General features: G+C 73.0%; 14 protein-coding genes. 7 read left to right on the top strand and 7 right to left on the bottom strand.

The annotated features are described in order from the left end of the window. Window positions 1-203: 203 nt before the first annotated feature. The 4 genes from ACWDX7_RS26165 (at window position 204) to ACWDX7_RS26150 (ending at window position 4,839) form a co-directional block, all read left to right on the top strand. Window positions 204-3,245, top strand: coding sequence for a sensor histidine kinase (locus ACWDX7_RS26165; protein ID WP_451492735.1), 3,042 nt, complete (start codon window positions 204-206; stop codon window positions 3,243-3,245). Then, a complete protein-coding gene (locus tag ACWDX7_RS26160) occupies window positions 3,242-3,679 on the top strand; it encodes a roadblock/LC7 domain-containing protein (RefSeq protein ID WP_451492736.1) in 438 nt (145 codons plus the stop codon). The genes ACWDX7_RS26165 and ACWDX7_RS26160 overlap by 4 nt, the downstream gene beginning before the upstream one ends. A gap of 211 nt (window positions 3,680-3,890) precedes the next feature. Then, complete coding sequence (locus ACWDX7_RS26155) at window positions 3,891-4,232, top strand: DUF742 domain-containing protein (RefSeq protein ID WP_451492750.1); 342 nt, start codon at window positions 3,891-3,893, stop codon at window positions 4,230-4,232. Beyond that, window positions 4,213-4,839 (top strand): GTP-binding protein, encoded by a 627-nt coding sequence (locus tag ACWDX7_RS26150; protein ID WP_451492737.1) that lies wholly within the window; start codon window positions 4,213-4,215, stop codon window positions 4,837-4,839. Before ACWDX7_RS26155 ends, ACWDX7_RS26150 begins: the two co-directional genes overlap by 20 nt. 238 nt (window positions 4,840-5,077) lie before the next feature. Here ACWDX7_RS26150 and ACWDX7_RS26145 read toward each other — a convergent pair whose 3' ends face one another. From ACWDX7_RS26145 to ACWDX7_RS26135, 3 genes are all read right to left on the bottom strand, one after another. Further along, window positions 5,078-6,268, bottom strand: coding sequence for a lipid-transfer protein (locus ACWDX7_RS26145; RefSeq protein ID WP_451492738.1), 1,191 nt, complete (start codon window positions 6,266-6,268; stop codon window positions 5,078-5,080). Next, window positions 6,265-6,729 (bottom strand): Zn-ribbon domain-containing OB-fold protein, encoded by a 465-nt coding sequence (locus ACWDX7_RS26140; RefSeq protein WP_451492739.1) that lies wholly within the window; start codon window positions 6,727-6,729, stop codon window positions 6,265-6,267. Before ACWDX7_RS26140 ends, ACWDX7_RS26145 begins: the two co-directional genes overlap by 4 nt. A gap of 73 nt (window positions 6,730-6,802) precedes the next feature. Then, window positions 6,803-7,564, bottom strand: coding sequence for a M15 family metallopeptidase (locus tag ACWDX7_RS26135; protein WP_451492740.1), 762 nt, complete (start codon window positions 7,562-7,564; stop codon window positions 6,803-6,805). Between the two features lie 29 nt (window positions 7,565-7,593). On the opposite strand from ACWDX7_RS26135, the gene ACWDX7_RS26130 reads away from it, so the two are divergent. After that, the gene (locus ACWDX7_RS26130) at window positions 7,594-8,103 is read left to right on the top strand and encodes an NUDIX domain-containing protein (protein ID WP_451492741.1); all 510 of its coding nucleotides are present in this window, start codon (window positions 7,594-7,596) and stop codon (window positions 8,101-8,103) included. Between the two features lie 86 nt (window positions 8,104-8,189). Here the strand turns inward: ACWDX7_RS26130 and ACWDX7_RS26125 are convergent, their stop codons facing one another. After that, window positions 8,190-10,730: a glycoside hydrolase family 31 protein gene (locus tag ACWDX7_RS26125; protein WP_451492742.1), complete on the bottom strand. Its 2,541-nt coding sequence runs from the start codon at window positions 10,728-10,730 to the stop codon at window positions 8,190-8,192. Between the two features lie 289 nt (window positions 10,731-11,019). Between ACWDX7_RS26125 and ACWDX7_RS26120 the strand changes: the two genes are divergently transcribed. Beyond that, window positions 11,020-13,008, top strand: coding sequence for an acetoacetate--CoA ligase (locus ACWDX7_RS26120; protein ID WP_451492743.1), 1,989 nt, complete (start codon window positions 11,020-11,022; stop codon window positions 13,006-13,008). A gap of 64 nt (window positions 13,009-13,072) precedes the next feature. Further along, a complete protein-coding gene (locus ACWDX7_RS26115; RefSeq protein ID WP_451492744.1) occupies window positions 13,073-14,068 on the top strand; it encodes a hypothetical protein in 996 nt (331 codons plus the stop codon). A 90-nt stretch (window positions 14,069-14,158) separates the two neighbouring features. Here ACWDX7_RS26115 and ptsP read toward each other — a convergent pair whose 3' ends face one another. The 3 genes from ptsP to ACWDX7_RS26100 form a co-directional block, all read right to left on the bottom strand. Next, complete coding sequence (gene ptsP / locus ACWDX7_RS26110; RefSeq protein WP_451492745.1) at window positions 14,159-15,829, bottom strand: phosphoenolpyruvate--protein phosphotransferase; 1,671 nt, start codon at window positions 15,827-15,829, stop codon at window positions 14,159-14,161. A gap of 75 nt (window positions 15,830-15,904) precedes the next feature. Then, window positions 15,905-16,354, bottom strand: a complete 450-nt coding sequence (locus ACWDX7_RS26105) for a PTS sugar transporter subunit IIA (RefSeq protein WP_451492746.1) — start codon at window positions 16,352-16,354, stop codon at window positions 15,905-15,907. Window positions 16,355-16,710: 356 nt separating this feature from the next. Next, window positions 16,711-16,957 (bottom strand): hypothetical protein (locus tag ACWDX7_RS26100; protein WP_451492747.1); only part of this gene is annotated, 247 nt, incomplete at its 5' end.

Below are 16,957 nucleotides of genomic sequence, written 5' to 3'. Positions count from 1 at the left end.
GCCCATCAAGTGTCATGTAGCGCATATCGGTCCGCTCCTGACCGGAACTGTCCGACAACTCATGATCTTCGTCCGGGGGTCCGGCCGAAAACGTCCGGACACGTCTTCGATGCCGCTCCCGCGCAGTAGTAGGCTCACGCCGTTTAAATGTCGGAACACCGATCCCCTGCAAGGGGGTTGAGCTGGGGGAGGCTGGGGAGGCCATGCGCTTTCGCGGGAAGTCCATCCGCCGGAAGATCGTGGCGTTGCTCCTTGTGCCGCTCGTCTCCCTGACCGCCCTCTGGGGCTTCGCGACCGTCATCACCGGCCGTCAAGCCGTCCAGCTCCTCGACGTCGCCTACGTGATCGAAAAGGTCGGCTACCCCATCGAGGACGTCGTCCGCGTCATCCAGAAGGAACGCCGCCAGACCCTCGTCGTCCTCGGCGACCCCCGCGCCGCCACCGCCACGGCCGAACTCACCAAGCGCCGCACGGCCACCGACGAAGCCGTCGAGGAATTCAGCGGGAACGGCCGCGACCCCGAGGTCCTCGACGAGCTGAGCCCCCAGAACGCCCACCGGATGCGCTCCATCCTGGCCGCCTTCCAGGGCATCGGCGCACTGCGCAGCTCCGTCGACCAGAACGCCATCGACCCCGGCCAGGCCCTGGAGCTGTACAGCCGCCTCGTGGACCCCTGCTACGACTTCCTCATGAACCTCCACGCCCTCGAAGACGTGGAGATGGACAAGCAGGGCCGCGCCCTCGTCGGGATCACCCGCGCCCGCGAGACGCTCTCGCGCGAGGACGCCGTCGTCGCCTCCGCGCTGGCCGCCCGCAGCGTCAGCGCCACCGACATCCGGCACGTCTCGGACTTCGCCGCCCAGCGCACACTGCTCTACGAGCTCAACCTAGCGGTCCTGCCCGCCGCCGACCGCGAGCGCTTCCAGCAGTACTGGAACAGCCCCGGCACCAAGGCGCTGCGCGAAGCCGAGGAGCGGTTCATCTCCGGCGGCGCGGTCAAGAACCCGCGCGGCGTCACGGCCGCCCAGTGGGACGAGGCCGCGACCAAGGTCCTCGACGAGCTCGCCGTGATGGGCACCGAGGCCGGCGACCGCTACCAGCAGCGCGTCGAGCCCGTCGCCATGGACGTCATGGTCCAGGCCGCCGTCGCCGGCATCCTTGGCTTCATCGCCCTGAGCGTGTCCCTGGTCCTGTCCGTACGCATCGGCCGCGACCTGATCCGGGATCTGTCCCGCCTGCGCAAGGAGGCCCACGAATCCTCCGGCGTCCGGCTGCCGAGCGTGATGCGCCGCCTCGCCGCCGGTGAACACGTGGACATCGAGACCGAGTCGCCCCGCCTTGAGTACGAGAAGGACGAGGTCGGCCAGGTCGGCCAGGCGCTCAACACCCTCCAGCGCGCCGCCGTCGAGGCCGCCGTCAAACAGGCGGAGCTGCGTCGCGGCGTGTCCGAGGTATTCGTCAACCTGGCCCGCCGCAACCAAGTGCTGCTGCACCGCCAGCTGACCCTCCTCGACACCATGGAACGCCGTACGGAGGACACCGAGGAGCTGGCCGACCTCTTCCGCCTCGACCACATGACCACACGCATGCGCCGCCACGCCGAAGGCCTGGTCATCCTCTCCGGCGCCGCCCCCTCCCGCCAGTGGCGCAACCCCGTCCAGCTGATGGACGTCGTACGGGCCGCGGTCGCCGAAGTCGAGGACTACGAGCGCATCGAGGTACGCCGGCTGCCGCGCCTCGGCATCGCCGGCCCCGCCGTCGCCGACATCACCCACCTCCTCGCCGAACTGCTCGAAAACGCCACCGTCTTCTCGCCGCCGCACACCGCCGTCCACGTACACGGCGAGCGCGTGGCCAACGGCTTCACCCTGGAGATCCACGACCGCGGCCTCGGCATGCACCCCGAGGCGCTCCTCGACGCCAACCTCCGGCTCGCCGAGACGCCCGACTTCGAGCTCTCCGACACCGACCGCCTCGGCCTCTTCGTCGTCAGCCGCCTCGCGCAGCGGCACAGCGTCAAGGTGGTCCTCCAGCCCAGTCCGTACGGAGGCACCACCGCGGTGGTGTTCCTCCCGATCGCACTGCTGACGGAGGCTCCCGACACCAACGGCACGGGCCACCGGCTGGACGGGGCCAGGGGCGGCCGGCCGGCCAGGCCCGTCAGGGCGGCCGGGAATGCGCGGGCGGCAGGGAACGCCCGCATACAGCCGGCCCGGCCCGCGCCCAGGGCCGCCGTGGAACGTGCCCCCTCCGGCCGCCCGCTGCCCGCCGCCGACCTGCGCGGCCCGGTCGAGCTGGAGGCGCCCCTCGGGGTGCCCGGGCTGGACGGCCTCGACGACCCCGCGGTCCTGGACGAGGTCGCCCCCGCCAGCCCGGGCCTCACCGGTCTCACCGGCCCCGCCATGGCGACGCTGGACGACGAGACCCCGCCGAACGGCACCCCGCGCAGCGCCCTGCTCGGCCTGCGCCCGCCGGGCCGGCCGCACACCGACCGGCACGCGGAGCTGGGCGGCCCCCGCCGGAACGACCGGGACGGCTTCCGCGACGGTTTCCGCGACAGCTCACGCGACCGGGACCGGGACCACGAGGGTCTGCGGGACCGTGACCGCCTGCGCGACCGGGACGGTTCCCGCGAAGGTTTCCGTGACCGTGACCGCGACGGCCTGCGGGACCGCGACGGATTCCGTGACCGCGACGGCGACCGCCGCGCCGAGCGGGTCTCCGACCGGCGCCGGGACGGCGAGCGCGAGCGCGACCGCAGACCGTTCGCCCCCACCGGTCCCGTCCGGCTGGAGAGCCCGCACGGGGACACCGTTCGCGCGGACGGTCCCCGCGCCTCGGGCTCCATACCGCTGCCGCGCCGCCGCCCGACCCCCACCCTCGTCGCCGAGCACGGCCGCCGCGTGGAGCCCCGAACCGTCTCCGCGGTCCCCAAGCCCGCATCCGCCCGCGCCCCCGGCGAAACCGGGGCCAAGCCCGGCCTGGACACCTCGGCGCTGCCCCGCCGGGTCCGCCAGGCCAACCTGGCGCCGCAGCTGAAGAACGCCCCGGCCCCCGGTCCGGCCGACTCCGCCGCCGAGCCGGTGGAAGAACGGGACGCGGAGGAGGTGCGTACGCGCATGTCCGCACTCCAGCGCGGCTGGACCGCGGGCCGCAAGCAGCACGCACAGCAGCAGTCGGAGACCGAGGCCGGCACCTCCGCCGCCACAGGTCCCGCGAACGAGAACGAAGGGGACGGTCGATGACCGCACCGCAGACCGGCAACGACACCAGGGGCCGTGGCTCCGGCCCGCTCAACTGGCTGCTCGACGAGCTCGTCGACCGGGTCGGCAGCATCCGCAAGGCGGTCGTCCTCTCCGGCGACGGCCTGCCCACCGGCAGCTCCCAGGACCTGACGCGCGAGGACAGCGAGCACCTGGCGGCGGTGGCCTCCGGATTCCACAGCCTGGCCAAGGGAGTGGGCCGCCACTTCGAATCGGGCAAGGTCCGCCAGACCGTGGTGGAACTGGACGATGCCTTCCTCTTCGTGATGGCGGCCGGCGACGGCAGCTGCCTGGCGGTGCTGTCCGACGCCGACTCCGACGTGGGGCAGGTCGCGTACGAGATGACGCTGATGGTCAAGCGAGTGGGCGACCACCTGGCGACCGCCCCGCGCACCGGGCTGCCAGCCGGAGGGTGAGTCGTAGGGCATGAGCGATCCAGGCCAGGACCACCCCGGCGGCACCCCCGCGGGCAGCGCCGGCGACCACCCCGCCCGCACCCGCGCGGGCAGCGCCGAGGACCACCCCGCCCGCACCCGCGCGGGCAGCGCCGGCGACCACCCCGCCCACGGCGCCGGGGAGGCGCCCGCCCCCGGCCACGCGCACTGGTTCGACGACGAGGCGGGACCCGTGGTGCGTCCGTACGCGATGACCCGCGGCCGGACCAGCCACGCGGGCCAGCACCGGCTGGACCTCATCGCGCTCGTCGTCGCCGAAACGGCCGCCGACGATCCGGTCTGGGACCTGACCCTGTCCCCGGAACACGCCCACATCCTCGGGCTGTGCCGCGAGCGCCCGCAGTCGGTCGCCGAACTCGCGGCGGAGCTCGATCTCCCCATCGGCGTCGTCCGGGTCCTGATCGGTGACCTGGCCGACGACCAACTGGTCCACGTGACCAGGCCGGTACCTCCGGCCGAACTGCCCGACGAATCCATTCTGCGTGAGGTGATCGATGGCCTTCGGGCGCTCTAGCCGCACCGGCGCCATGCATGCCGTGTCGCCGGTCGAACCGCTGACCTTGAAGATCCTGGTCGCGGGCGGCTTCGGGGTGGGCAAGACCACCCTGGTCAGTGCGGTAAGTGAGATCAGGCCGCTGCGCACCGAGGAACAGCTCTCGGAGCCGGGCATCGGTATCGACGACACCGGGGGAGTGGAGGGCAAGACCACGACGACCGTGGCCATGGACTTCGGGCGCATCACCCTGCGCGAGGACCTGGTGCTGTACCTGTTCGGCACACCGGGGCAGGACCGGTTCTGGTTCCTCTGGGACGAGCTGGCCCAGGGCTCGCTCGGCGCGGTGGTCCTCGCCGACACCCGCCGCCTCGCCGACTGCTTCGCCGCGATCGACTACTTCGAGCGGCGCGAGATCCCGTTCCTGGTCGCGGTCAACTGCTTCGACGGCGCCGACCGGCACCCCGTGGTGACCGTACGCGAAGCGCTCGACCTCGATCCCGGGGTGCCGGTGCTGCTGTGCGACGCACGGGACCGGGAGTCCGTGAAGGACGTCCTGGTGGGGGTCGTGGAGCACGCCATGTCGCTGGCCCGGGCCCGCCGCCAGAGCCTGCCGACGGGCACCTGACGCGAGGCGCCCGAAGACGCGGGGCGCGAAGACGCGGTGTCCGGCGACGTGGGCGCGGTGGCGCCGGCCGGCCCGATGACCACGCCGGACACGGAGGCGGCCCGTACCCCCGCCGACTGGGGTACGGACCGCAGCTCTCATGGGGGGATTCGGGGGTGCCCCGTCAGCCGTACGGGACTGTGCAGCGAGTGTGAACCCGCCACCGGGGACCGTCAAGTATCCGGACACCACCGGCGGTTCAGCGCACGGCGACCACGGCCGACCCGTGCCCGAACAGCCCCTGGTTGGCGGTGATCCCCACCCGAGCACCGGGCACCTGCCGGTCCCCGGCCGTGCCGCGCAACTGCCACGTCAGCTCGCACACCTGGGCGATGGCCTGCGCCGGCACCGCCTCCCCGAAGGAGGCGAGCCCCCCGCTGGTGTTGACGGGAATCCGCCCGCCGAGGGCCGTCGCCCCCTCCCGTACGAGCTTCGCCCCCTCGCCCTCCCCGCAGAGGCCGATGTCCTCGTACCACTCCAGCTCAAGGGCGGTGGACAGGTCGTACACCTCGGCGAGCGAGAGGTCCTCGGGTCCGAGCCCCGCCTCCTCGTAGGCGGCGCGGGCGATCGAGGACCGGAAGCTGCCCGGCGCGGGGCGTACGGCCGTCGTCGCATCGGTGGCGATGTCGGGGAGGTCCAGGACGGTACGGGGATAGGTGGGCGTCACCGTCGACACGGCCCGGATCCGCACCGGGTCGACGACCCCGCGCGAGCGCGCGAAATCCATGCTGGTGAGCACCAGGGCCGCGCCCCCGTCGGAGGTGGCGCAGATGTCGAGCAGCCGCAGTGGATCGGCGACGACGGCCGAGGCCGCGACCTCTTCGGCGGTCACCGTCCTGCGGTAGCGGGCGCGCGGATTGAGCGCGCCGGCCACCGCGTTCTTCACCTTGACCTGGGCGAAGTCCTCGGGGGTGTCCCCGTACACGGCCATCCGGCGCCTGGCGTACAACGCGAAGTACGCCGGGTTGGTGGCCCCCAGCACGCGGAACCGCAGCCAGTCCGGATCGTCCGGCCGGTCGCCTCCCGCCGGTGCGAAGAAACCCTTCGGCGCCGCGTCCGCGCCCACCACCAGCACCACATCGGCCAGTCCGGCCAGGATCTGGGCCCGGGCCGCCCCGATCGCCTGCGCGCCGGAGGCGCAGGCCGCGTACACGCTGGTCACCCGCGCGCCCTGCCAGCCGAGGGCCCGGGCGAAGGTCGCGCCGGCCACGTAGCCCGGGTATCCGGAGCGCACGGTGTCGGCGCCGACGACGGACCCCACGTCCCTCCAGTCCAGTCCGGCGTCGGCGAGCGCCGCGCGCGCGGCGGTCCGCCCGTACTCCACGAAGCTGCGGCCCCACTTGCCCCAGGGGTGCATGCCGGCCCCCAGCACGGCGACCTGCCCGCTCACGCCGGTTCCCCCGCCCCGGCGACGGGCCTGAACCGCCAGGTGGTCCAGGCCGTCCCCGCGTCCTCATCCAGCACGCCGCCCACCACCTCGACCTCCATCCCGACCGCCAGATCGGCCACGGTCACCCCGGGCTCCGCCTGCCCCAGCACGACCATCCCCTCGGCCGCCAGCTCCACCGCCACCAGGGTGTACGGCTCCCAGGGCGCGTCCGGGTCGGACACGTACGGCGCGGGGGGCCGGTAGCGCCCGTCGGTGTAGGACCAGACCCGCCCGCGCGCGGACAACGGCACCTCGGCGAGCTCCCCGCCGCCGGGGCAGTGCGGATTGCGGCAGTACGCGTCCTCGCGGGGGAAGAACACCGCGGCGCAGGCGGAACACCGGGTGCCGAGCAGCCGGAAGCCGCCGTCCGGTCCGGTCTCGGTGAACCACCCGCGGACGACGGGTGTGCGTGTGCGTGCCAAGACGACCCCTCCGTACCAGAGAACTGACGCTTCGTCAGAAGTCTGTCACGGCTGGGCGGACCGGGTCACCGGGTCACCGGTTCTCCGTGAGCCGCGGCCGCACCGCCGCGGCGGACACGGGGAAGTCGAAGAAGACGCCGGGGAACGCCTCCGGCTCGTGGGTGAAGTGCCACCACTCCTCGGGAAGATTGACGAAACCCTGCTCCGCCAGCACCCGCTTGAGCAACTGCCGGTGGGCGCGGGCCGTACCGGTGATCCGTGGGTCATCCGTGTGGGACAGGGGATCGAAGAAGTCGAAGGGCGTGCCCATGTCCACGGCGCGGCCCGGAAGCCGTTCCAGCGACACATCGACGGTGCTCCCGCGGCTGTGCCCGGACTTCTCGGCGATGTACCCCTCCGGAATCAGCCGGCCACGATCCACGGACGGATAGAACTCGGCCTTCACCGCCGCGTCACCCGGGCCGTCCGCCTGCCGGGCCCACCGCACGAACCGGTCGACCGCCCGCTGGGGCCGGTAGCAGTCGTAGACCGTGAGCGAGTAGCCGCGCCGCAACAGCCCCCGCTGCGCCCGGCGCAACGCCTCGGCGGCGGGGCGGGCGAGCAGGCAGACCGGCTCCTCGTACCCTTCCACGACACCGCTGGTGAAATTCCGCTCCCCGGCGTAGCGGATGTCCTGGCCGATGCTCGGATCCACCTCGCGCAGCGCCACGAAGCCGGGCGGAGCCGCACCGTCCGCCCGCTGGGGCCGGCTGTCGCCGGCCGCGCTCCCCACCGGAGCCCCGCACCCCGCCGCCACACCGGCCAGCACCGCCACCGCGACCGCAACCACCCTCATCGGCATAGCCCTTGGCATACCATCGCGGGATGCCCGCACAGCTGAAGGACTCGCACTGCTCCACCTGCGGAACGCGGTACGGGTCGGCCACCTGGCCCCGCACCTGCGCCGGCTGCGGCGCCACCGCCTACCGCAACCCGCTCCCCGTGGCCGTCGCCCTCCTCCCCGTCGAGGACGAGCGCGGCACGGGCCTGGTCGTCATCACCCGCACCATCGAACCGGCCCTCGGCGGCGTCGCCCTGCCCGGCGGCTTCATCGACTTCGGCGAGGACTGGCGCCGGTCGGTCGTCCGCGAGCTCCACGAGGAGACCGGCATCAAGGCCCCCGCCTCGGAGGTCACCCTGGCCGACGCCCTCAGCTCCCCGGCGGGCCACCTCCTCCTCTTCGGGCTCCTCCCCCTGCGCCCGGCCGCAACCCTCCCCGCTTCGGCGCCGACGGAGGAGACGACGGGCTATCACATCCTGCGCGGCCCGGCGGAACTCGCCTTCCCGCTCCACACCCAGGTGGCTGCCTCGTGGTTCGCGGGCCGCTACGCCTGAGGGAGCCCCGACGGGCCGCGCTCCGGGTCCGGGTCCGGGCCGGGTCCGTACGGGGGCGGGGTCGCGGCGGGCGCGCCCTCCCGTGACTACAGACCCCGCAGGGCGACGCCCTCCACCGCATCCCCCGCCTCATCCTCCACCACCACCGCGTCCCCGGCCCACCGCACCGTGTACCGCTCGACCACCCCCGGTTCGAAGCCCGGCCCCGGGTCCCGGATCACGATCCCGCCGCCCGTGCGCCCCCGCGCCGGAGCCCAGGCCTCCAGGGTCACCCCGCCGTCACCGGAGCGCACCGGCAGCACCGAGCCCGCCCGCGCCAGCACCGGAATCCGGCCCCGGGGCGCGTCCAGCAGGACCTGCCCGGGACCTTCGTGCGCCGTGCCCGAGGCGGTGTCGTACCACCGCCCCCGCGGCAGCCGCACCGCCCGCCGGTCCGCACCGCACTCCAGCACCGGGGCGACCAGCAACGCGTCCCCCAGCAGGAAGGCGTCCTCGCAGTCCCGCAGCGCCCGCTCCTGCGGCGCCCCCCACCACACCGGCCGCACGTAGGGAGCGCCCGTCCGCCGGGCCAGATGGGCCAGCGTCACCAAGTACGGCCGCAGCCGATCCCGCTCAGCCATCACCGCCCGGGCGTGCTCCGCCACCTCCGCCCCGAACTCCCACGGCTCCCGCGGCCCGGCCCACATCGCCGAGTGCGTCCGGAACAGCGGCAGGTACGCCCCCAGCTGCAGCCACCGCAGGTACAGCTCGGGCGAAGGGAACCCGCCGAAGCCGCCGACGTCCGGCCCCGAGTACGGCACCCCGCACAGGCCCAGCCCCAGGACCAGCGCGAGGGACGCCCGCAGCCCCTCCCAGCTCGTCTCCACGTCACCGGACCACGTGCCCCCGTACCTCTGCATCCCCGCCCATCCCGACCGGGAGAACAGGAACGGCCGTTCACCGGGCCGCAGCCGGACCAGCCCCTCCCAGCCCGCCCGCGCCATCCCGAGCCCGTAGACGTTGTGCCCGGCCCGGTGGTCCCCGCCCGCGCCGTCCATCGCGTGCCGGGCCGACCGCGGCAGCGTGCGGTCCCCGAACGGGGCGAAGGACACCGGCTCGTTCATGTCGTGCCAGAAGCCGGCGAAGCCCTGCGCGAGCCGCTCCTCGTACAGGCCGCCCCACCACTCCCGCACCGCCGGATCGGTGAAGTCCGGGTACGCGCACTCACCCGGCCACACCTCCCCGCGGACCTCCCGGCCCCGCGCGTCCCTTACGAAGGCCCCGCCCGGTCCCACCGCGCGCCCCGACACGTGCACCGCGTCGCCCGTCTTCACCGCCGGATCGACGATCGACACCAGCCGTACGCCCTGCTCCCGCAACTCCCGCGCCAGCCCCGGCAGATCCGGGAACCGCTCCTGGTCCACCGTGAAGACGCGGTGCCCGTCGTAGTGATCGATGTCCAGATGGACGGCCGACAGCGCCAGCCCCCGCTCCGCGTACCCCGCCACCACGCGCCGCACCTCCGCCGCGCTGCCGAAACCCCACCGCGCGTGCTGGTACCCCAGCGCCCACTCCGGCGGCACAGCGGCGGCGCCCGTCAGCGCCGACCAGCCCTGGAGCACCCGCGCGGGCGTCCCCACCAGCACCCAGCAGCGCAACGGACCGCCCTCCATGCGCAGCTCGCTCGACCCGGGCAGGTCCGCCCCCGAGCCCGCGCCCTCCTCACCCTCGCGCAGGACCACGCGCCCGTCCCAGGAGTTGTCGTGGAACAGCAGGTGCGTCCCCGCGTCGGCGACCACCAGCTGCACCGGCATGGTGAGGTACAGCGGATCATCGCCCGGCTTGAAGCCTCCCTTCGGGTCCGTGTTCCACAGCCGGTAGACCCCGTCCCGCAGCCGGGGCCCCGCCGCGCGCCCGCCCAGCCCGAAGAACCGCGCGTCGGGCGCCACCTCGCTCCGCTGCGACCACCGCGCCTCACCCACCCCGCGCCCGGGCCCCCGCCCCCCGGCAGCCCCGTCCTCCCCTCCGCCCTCCTGGGCTGCCCCGTCCCCGGGCCCCCGCCCCCCGGCAGCCCCGCCTTCTGCTCCCGCGCCCGTTGCTGCCCTGCCCTCTGCTGCCCTGTCCTCTGCTGCCGCGGCCTCGGCTGTGCGGCCCCTTCCGCTTCCGGCCCGCCCCGCGTCCGCCGGCTCCCACCACCGCGGCGGCAGCTCCCGCCGCAGCACCGTGCCGCCCGGCGTCCGCACCTCCACCGCCCCGTGCCGGGACACCGCCACCGTCACCCGCTCCGACACCACCCGCCAGCCGCCCCCGGTATCCGGCTCCAGCACGGCCCGCGGATCCGGCTCCGGCCCGCTGCCCACCACCGCGTAGGAGGGCGTCGGCCCCGCCCCGTCCCAGCCCCAGAACACCGCACCGCCCGCGGTGACCCGTACCAGCAGCTCCGAACGCTCGAACCGCAGCACGCCCCCGCCCGGCAGCGGTTCGGTGCCGCTCAGCAGCCCGGGGACACGCGCCCGCTCGCCACCCCGGCGCGCGAGCTCCACCGCGTCCGCGTCCGCGCGCCAGTTCCGCCAGGCCGAGCGCCAAGCGCGCCGTCCGCTTTCCGTACCGATGTCCTTCACCGCACGCACCAGATCCCGACCGTCCATACCGCTCACCCTGCCACCGGGCCACGGGCGAAGGCGCGGGGTTCAACTGCCGTTCACCCGTGAGCGACCCGGCCGCGCCTGCGCGAGGCCCCGACCGCTCCTTCCGCACCCACACGAGATACCTGGCCCGGCACGACTCCGGAGGTGGATCATCCGCGCGCCCGGGACAGCTCTGGTGCGTATGTCGATCACATGGCATCGTCCCAGTGAGCCGCCGCACGCACACCCTCCGCGCGATGGCACCGTACGCACACCAGCGTGAGCCGCAGACTTGACCGGGAGCCGACCCATGACCTCAGCCATCCAGCCGGAACCCCTCTGGACCCCCGGCCCCGACCGGATCGCAGCGGCCAAGATCACCGCCTTCCAGGCCTGGGCCGCGGAACACCACGGCGCTCCCGCCGACGGCGGCTACTCGGCCCTGCACAGCTGGTCCGTCGACGAGCTCGACACCTTCTGGCAGGCCGTGGCCGAGTGGTTCGAGGTCCGCTTCACCACCCCGTACGAGTCAGTCCTCGCCGACCGGTCCATGCCCGGCGCCCGCTGGTTCACCGGAGCCACCCTCAACTACGCCGAGCACGCCCTGCGCGCCGCCGAGGACCCGGCCCGCGCCGAGGACCCCGCCCTGCTGTACGTGGACGAGAGCCACGAGGCCACCCCCGTCACCTGGGCCGAGCTCCGCCGCCAGGTCGGCTCGCTCGCCGCCGAGCTGCGCGCCCTCGGCGTACGCCCCGGCGACCGCGTCAGCGGCTACCTCCCCAACATCCCCGAGGCCGCCGTCGCCCTCCTGGCCACCGCCGCCGTCGGGGGCGTGTGGACCTCCTGCGCGCCCGACTTCGGCGCCCGCAGCGTCCTGGACCGCTTCCAGCAGGTCGAGCCGGTCCTCCTCTTCGCCGTCGACGGCTACCGCTACGGCGGCAAGGAGCACGACCGCCGCGACACCGTCGCCGAGCTCCGCGCGGAGCTGCCCTCGCTGCGCGCCGTCGTCCACATCCCCCTGCTCGGTACGCCGGCCCCCGCGGGCGCCCTCGACTGGTCGGCCGTCACCGCGGGCGACGCCGAGCCGGTCTTCGAGGCGGTCCCCTTCGACCACCCCCTGTGGGTCCTCTACTCCTCCGGTACGACGGGCCTCCCCAAGGCCATCGTCCAGTCCCAGGGCGGCATCCTCCTGGAACACCTCAAGCAGCTCGGCCTGCACTGCGACCTCGGCCCGGAGGACCGGTTCTTCTGGTACACCTCCACCGGCTGGATGATGTGGAACTTCCTGGTCTCCGGCCTGCTCACCGGTACCACGGTCGTCCTGTACGACGGCAGCCCCGGCTACCCCGACACCGGCGCCCAGTGGCGCATCGCCGAGCGCACGAAGGCCACCCTCTACGGCACCTCCGCCGCCTACGTCATGGCCTGCCGCAAGGCAGGCGTCCACCCGGCCCGGGACTTCGACCTCTCCCACGTGAAGTGTGTGGCCACGACGGGCTCCCCGCTTCCGCCGGACGGCTTCCGCTGGCTCCACGACGAGGTGGCCGAAGACCTGTGGATCGCCTCCGTCAGCGGCGGCACCGACGTGTGCAGCTGCTTCGCCGGCGCCGTCCCCACGCTCCCCGTCCACATCGGCGAACTCCAGGCCGCCTGCCTCGGCACGGACCTCCAGGCCTGGGACCCCTGCGGCAAGCCGGTCATCGGAGAGGTGGGCGAGCTCGTCGTCACCAACCCCATGCCCTCCATGCCGATCCGCTTCTGGAACGACCCCGACGGCAGCCGCTACCGCGACAGCTACTTCGAGATGTTCCCGGGCGTCTGGCGCCACGGAGACTGGATCACGATCAGCGAGCACGGCTCCGTGACCATCCACGGCCGCTCGGACTCCACCCTCAACCGCCAGGGCGTCCGGATGGGCTCCGCCGACATCTACGAGGCCGTCGAACGGCTTCCCGAGATCAAGGAGTCGCTGGTCATCGGCCTGGAAGAGCCGAACGGCGGCTACTGGATGCCCCTCTTCGTCCACCTCGCCCCCGGCGCCACCCTGGACGACGACCTGCGCGACCGCATCAAGGGGACGATCCGCGCGGAACTGTCCCCGCGCCACGTCCCCGACGAGATCATCGAGGTCCCCGGCATCCCGCACACCCTCACCGGCAAGCGCATCGAGGTCCCGGTCAAGCGCCTCCTCCAGGGCGCGCCCCTGGCCAAGGCGGTCAACCCGGGCTCCGTGGACAAGGTCGAACTCCTCCACTTCTACGAGGAGCTGGCCCGCACCCGTACCAGCACCCACGGCTGAGGGGCACTGTCAGTGGCGATGATTACGCTGAGTGAGCAAGTGATCGCGCCACTCAGGGGGAGCCATGCCACCGACGAACGACACCGGGACCACCGACACCAACAACAGCGGGTCCAGTGAGCCCCGTAGGTCCAGCGGGACGAGCGGGACCAACGGGACCGGCGCGACCAGTGCCACCGACCGCCGCCGCAGGCTGCGCCGCGAAGCCCCCAGCATCTTCGGCCTCCTCGCCGACCCCGGGGACTTCGCGGCCATGCGGCGCTACGACAGCTTCGCCTTCGAAGACCACGGCGAATACCTCCGCCAGGTCGACGGCCTGCTCCGGTCCCTCACGGCCCAGGGCATCCACACCGCGGTCGCCCTCTTCGACGCGGATGAGTACGCCGACTACTGCGCGGAGGAGGGCCTGGATCCGGACACCGCCGAAACCCGCACCCGTTTCACCGCGGAACTGGCCGGAGCCGGGCCGCTCCTGCCCTATGCCGGCCAGCCCATCGAGGAGCTGGCCCCGCTCCTCGTCGACGCGGCCGTCCGGCTCGCCACCTGGGAGTACGCCACCACCCTCCTCGCCGGAATCGGCCGCTGCGCCGACTGCGGCGAGGACATCGGCCACGCCTCCTTCGAACGGGCCGCGGACGCGCTCAAACGCCTCCTGGCCGGCGCGGGCCCCGGCCACCACCACCTGGTCTGCAGCGTCCCCACCGAGGGGCAGCAGCTCCTGGCCGTCCTCCACGCCACGGTGCCCGCCGCCGAAGCGGCCGACGAGCCCGGCGGGCCACCGCGGACCGACGGCCGTGACGGGCTCGACTTCGTGACCGTCCTGGCCGCCGGACTCGCCCTCGGCGGACCCGGCGGCTTGGTCCTGCGCAGCACCACCGACGGCGACCGCGACCGGGTCCACGGCTGGCGCCTGGACCGAGGCCGGCTGACCGCACTCTCGGCGGCCGCCGTGTTCAACGCGTACTGCACGGACGCCGACACCGGAGAGCCCGTCGCCCCCGAACCGGGCGTCGAGTACTGCCCGGGGTACGAGGTGGACGAGCCCGGCCCGCACCACTGAGCAGAGCGGCAGTCGAGGAGGCAGGGACGACCGAGGGGCCCTCGCAACCGGCGAAGGCCCCTCGATCGACACCGCACGCGGCGGGTCCGGTTACTCGCCGGACAGCACCGCCTGCGCGGCCAGGCGTGCTTCCTCGGCGCTGTCCGTGGCACGCGCCGCCGCCGCGGCGCGCTCGCACTGGGCCAGCGTGTACTTGGCGAGCGTCGCCCGCACGTACGGAATCGAAGCGGCACCCATCGACAGGGAGGTGACACCCAGGCCCGTCAGCACACAGGCCAGCAGCGGGTCGGAAGCGGCCTCGCCGCAGACACCGCAGCTCTTGCCCTCCGCCCTGGCCGATTCCGCGGACATCGCGATCAGGTCCAGCAGCGCCGGCTGCCAGGGGTCCTGCAGCCGCGACACCGCCCCGACCTGACGGTCGGCGGCGAAAGCGTACTGAGCCAGGTCATTGGTGCCCAGCGACAGGAATTCGACCTCCTGCAGGATCGAACGCGCCCGCAGCGCGGCGGAGGGAATCTCCACCATCGCGCCGAACTTCGCCCGCAGACCGGCCTCGCGGCACGCGTCCGCGAAGGCCTTGGCGTCGGTCCGGTCCGCCACCATCGGAGCCATGACCTCCAGGTAGACCGGCAGTCCCTCGGCGGCCTTGGCCAGCGCGGTGAGCTGGGTACGCAGCACCTCCGGGTGGTCCAGCAGCGAGCGCAGCCCGCGGACGCCCAGAGCCGGGTTCGGCTCGTCGCCCGGCGTCAGGAAGTCCAGGGGCTTGTCGGCGCCCGCGTCCAGCACGCGCACCACGACACGACCCTCGGGGAAGGCTTCCAGCACCTTGCGGTACGCCTGGACCTGCTTCTCCTCGGACGGCGCCTTCTTGCTGTCGTCCAAGAAGAGGAACTCGGTGCGGAACAGGCCCACGCCCTCGGCACCGGCCTCGACGGCCGCCGGCACATCCGCCGGACCGCCGATGTTGGCCAGCAGCGGCACCTTGTGGCCGTCGGAGGTGGCACCCGGACCGGAAGAGGCGGCCAGCGCGGCACGCCGCTCCGCGGCGGCGGCCTCCAGCTCGGCCCGCTTCTCCGGCGTCGGGTCGACGAACAGGTCACCCGTGCTGCCGTCCACGGCGATGAGGGTGCCTTCGGCGATCTCACAGGCACCGGGCAGCGCCACGATCGCCGGCACGCCCAGCGCCCGCGCCAGAATCGCGCTGTGACTGGTCGGGCCGCCCTCCTCGGTGACGAAGCCCAGAACGAGCGCCGGGTCGAGCAGAGCGGTGTCGGCGGGTGCCAGGTCCCGCGCGATCAGCACGTACGGCTCGTCGCTGTCCGGGACACCCGGCATCGGCACGCCCAGCAGGCGCGCCACGATGCGGTTGCGGACGTCGTCCAGGTCGGCCACCCGCCCGGCCATGTACTCGCCGGCCCCCGCCAGCAGGACGCGGTAGGCGGCGAAGGCGTCGTACACACCGCGCTCGGCCGTGCTGCCGACGGCGATCCGCCGGTCGACGTCCGCCATCAGCTCGGGGTCCGTGGCGATCATCGCCTGGGCCTCCAGCACGTGCTGAGCCTCGCCACCGGCCAACTGGCCCCGCGCGATCAGGTCGGCCGACACGGCGTCCACGGCCTGACGGGCGCGCCCCTGTTCGCGCTCCGCCTCATCCGCGGTGATCTGCCTGGCCGGCGGTTCCAGAACCGCCGTGCCCATGTGCCGAACCTCGCCGATCGCCACACCGTGGCTCACGCCGACGCCTCGCAGCGTTGTCTGCATTTCACCCGTCTCCGATTGAGCGGCGGGCCCAGCCGCCGCGGTGGATGTCCGACCCGCCCGTGCGGGCGGACAGCGTCACTGCCAGTTGAAGAGAAGGTCCCCGGCCTTCATGTCGCCACTCTCGGCGAGATCGGAGAGGGACTCGGCAGCAGCCTCCAGCGCCACGACCGGGCAGATGGCTGACTTGCCGGCAGCCTCGACGGAGGCGGGGTTCCAGCGGATGACGGCCTGGCCGCGGGTCACGGTGTCGCCCTTGTTGACGAGCAGCTCGAAGCCCTCGCCGTTGAGCTGAACCGTGTCGATCCCGAGGTGCGTGAGCACACCGTGCCCGTCGCCGTCCACGACGACGTACGCGTGCGGGTGGAGGGAGACGACGACGCCGTCGACGGGGGCCACCGCCTCCGAGGGCTCACGTACGGGATCAATGGCGGTGCCCGGTCCCACCATGGCGCCGGAGAACACCGGATCGGGCACTGCCGCGAGTCCGATGGCGCGCCCGGCAAGTGGGGACGTCACGCTGGTCATGGGGGCCTCCCAGGGGTGGGGCTTTGGGGGTCGCCGTCACTACGTGTCGCGAACGGCGCACTCTTGAGAAGGATATGTCACGAGATGTTCGGGTTCGCCCGATGTTGGTCCCGATCCGGGCTGGCCCTTCGGCACGGAGACTAGTGGACTAGACCGGTGGACTAGACCATACGCCGGAAACGATTTGCCTGGGCACCCCGGGGCCTGTACTGTCGTCACTCCCGCCAGGACGCCTCGTGTGAACACCTCGCGAACGGCTGATGGACGGGGCGCCTCCTCTTCTTGAACTCTGCTCTCCGTGCGGTTTTTCCGTGCTGACTTTATTTCCGTGCCGCCTTCCGGCTAAACGGAAGTGGTCAAGGGGAGTGGAAATCACTGATAGAGTCGCAATCGCCGGAAAGGGAAACGCGAAAGCGGGAACCTGGAAAGCGAAACCCGCTTCGACCGGGAATCGGACGCGAAAGAGTCTGATAGAGTCGGAAACGCAGAACAGCAAGAATGAAGAACAGAAGCCCGGAGGAAAGCCGCAGCCGATGTGCTGAGGTGAGTACAAAGGAAGCGTCCGTTCCTTGAGAACTCAACAGCGTGCCAAAAATCAACGCC

Source organism: Streptomyces sp. NPDC003034 (assembly GCF_053591375.1).
The sequence above is the reverse complement of the archived record's forward strand: the minus strand, read 5'-3'. Positions and strand labels throughout refer to the sequence as shown.

Excerpts from the sequence above, each read along its gene's own strand:
- ACWDX7_RS26105 (WP_451492746.1), bottom strand. The coding sequence starts at position 16,354 with ATGACCAGCGTGACGTCCCCACTTGCCGGGCGCGCCATCGGACTCGCG.
- ACWDX7_RS26115 (WP_451492744.1), top strand. The coding sequence starts at position 13,073 with ATGCCACCGACGAACGACACCGGGACCACCGACACCAACAACAGCGGG.
- ACWDX7_RS26120 (WP_451492743.1), top strand. The coding sequence starts at position 11,020 with ATGACCTCAGCCATCCAGCCGGAACCCCTCTGGACCCCCGGCCCCGAC.
- ptsP (WP_451492745.1), bottom strand. The coding sequence starts at position 15,829 with ATGCAGACAACGCTGCGAGGCGTCGGCGTGAGCCACGGTGTGGCGATC.
- ACWDX7_RS26165 (WP_451492735.1), top strand. The coding sequence starts at position 204 with ATGCGCTTTCGCGGGAAGTCCATCCGCCGGAAGATCGTGGCGTTGCTC.
- ACWDX7_RS26160 (WP_451492736.1), top strand. The coding sequence starts at position 3,242 with ATGACCGCACCGCAGACCGGCAACGACACCAGGGGCCGTGGCTCCGGC.
- ACWDX7_RS26135 (WP_451492740.1), bottom strand. The coding sequence starts at position 7,564 with ATGAGGGTGGTTGCGGTCGCGGTGGCGGTGCTGGCCGGTGTGGCGGCG.
- ACWDX7_RS26150 (WP_451492737.1), top strand. The coding sequence starts at position 4,213 with ATGGCCTTCGGGCGCTCTAGCCGCACCGGCGCCATGCATGCCGTGTCG.
- ACWDX7_RS26125 (WP_451492742.1), bottom strand. The coding sequence starts at position 10,730 with ATGGACGGTCGGGATCTGGTGCGTGCGGTGAAGGACATCGGTACGGAA.
- ACWDX7_RS26130 (WP_451492741.1), top strand. The coding sequence starts at position 7,594 with ATGCCCGCACAGCTGAAGGACTCGCACTGCTCCACCTGCGGAACGCGG.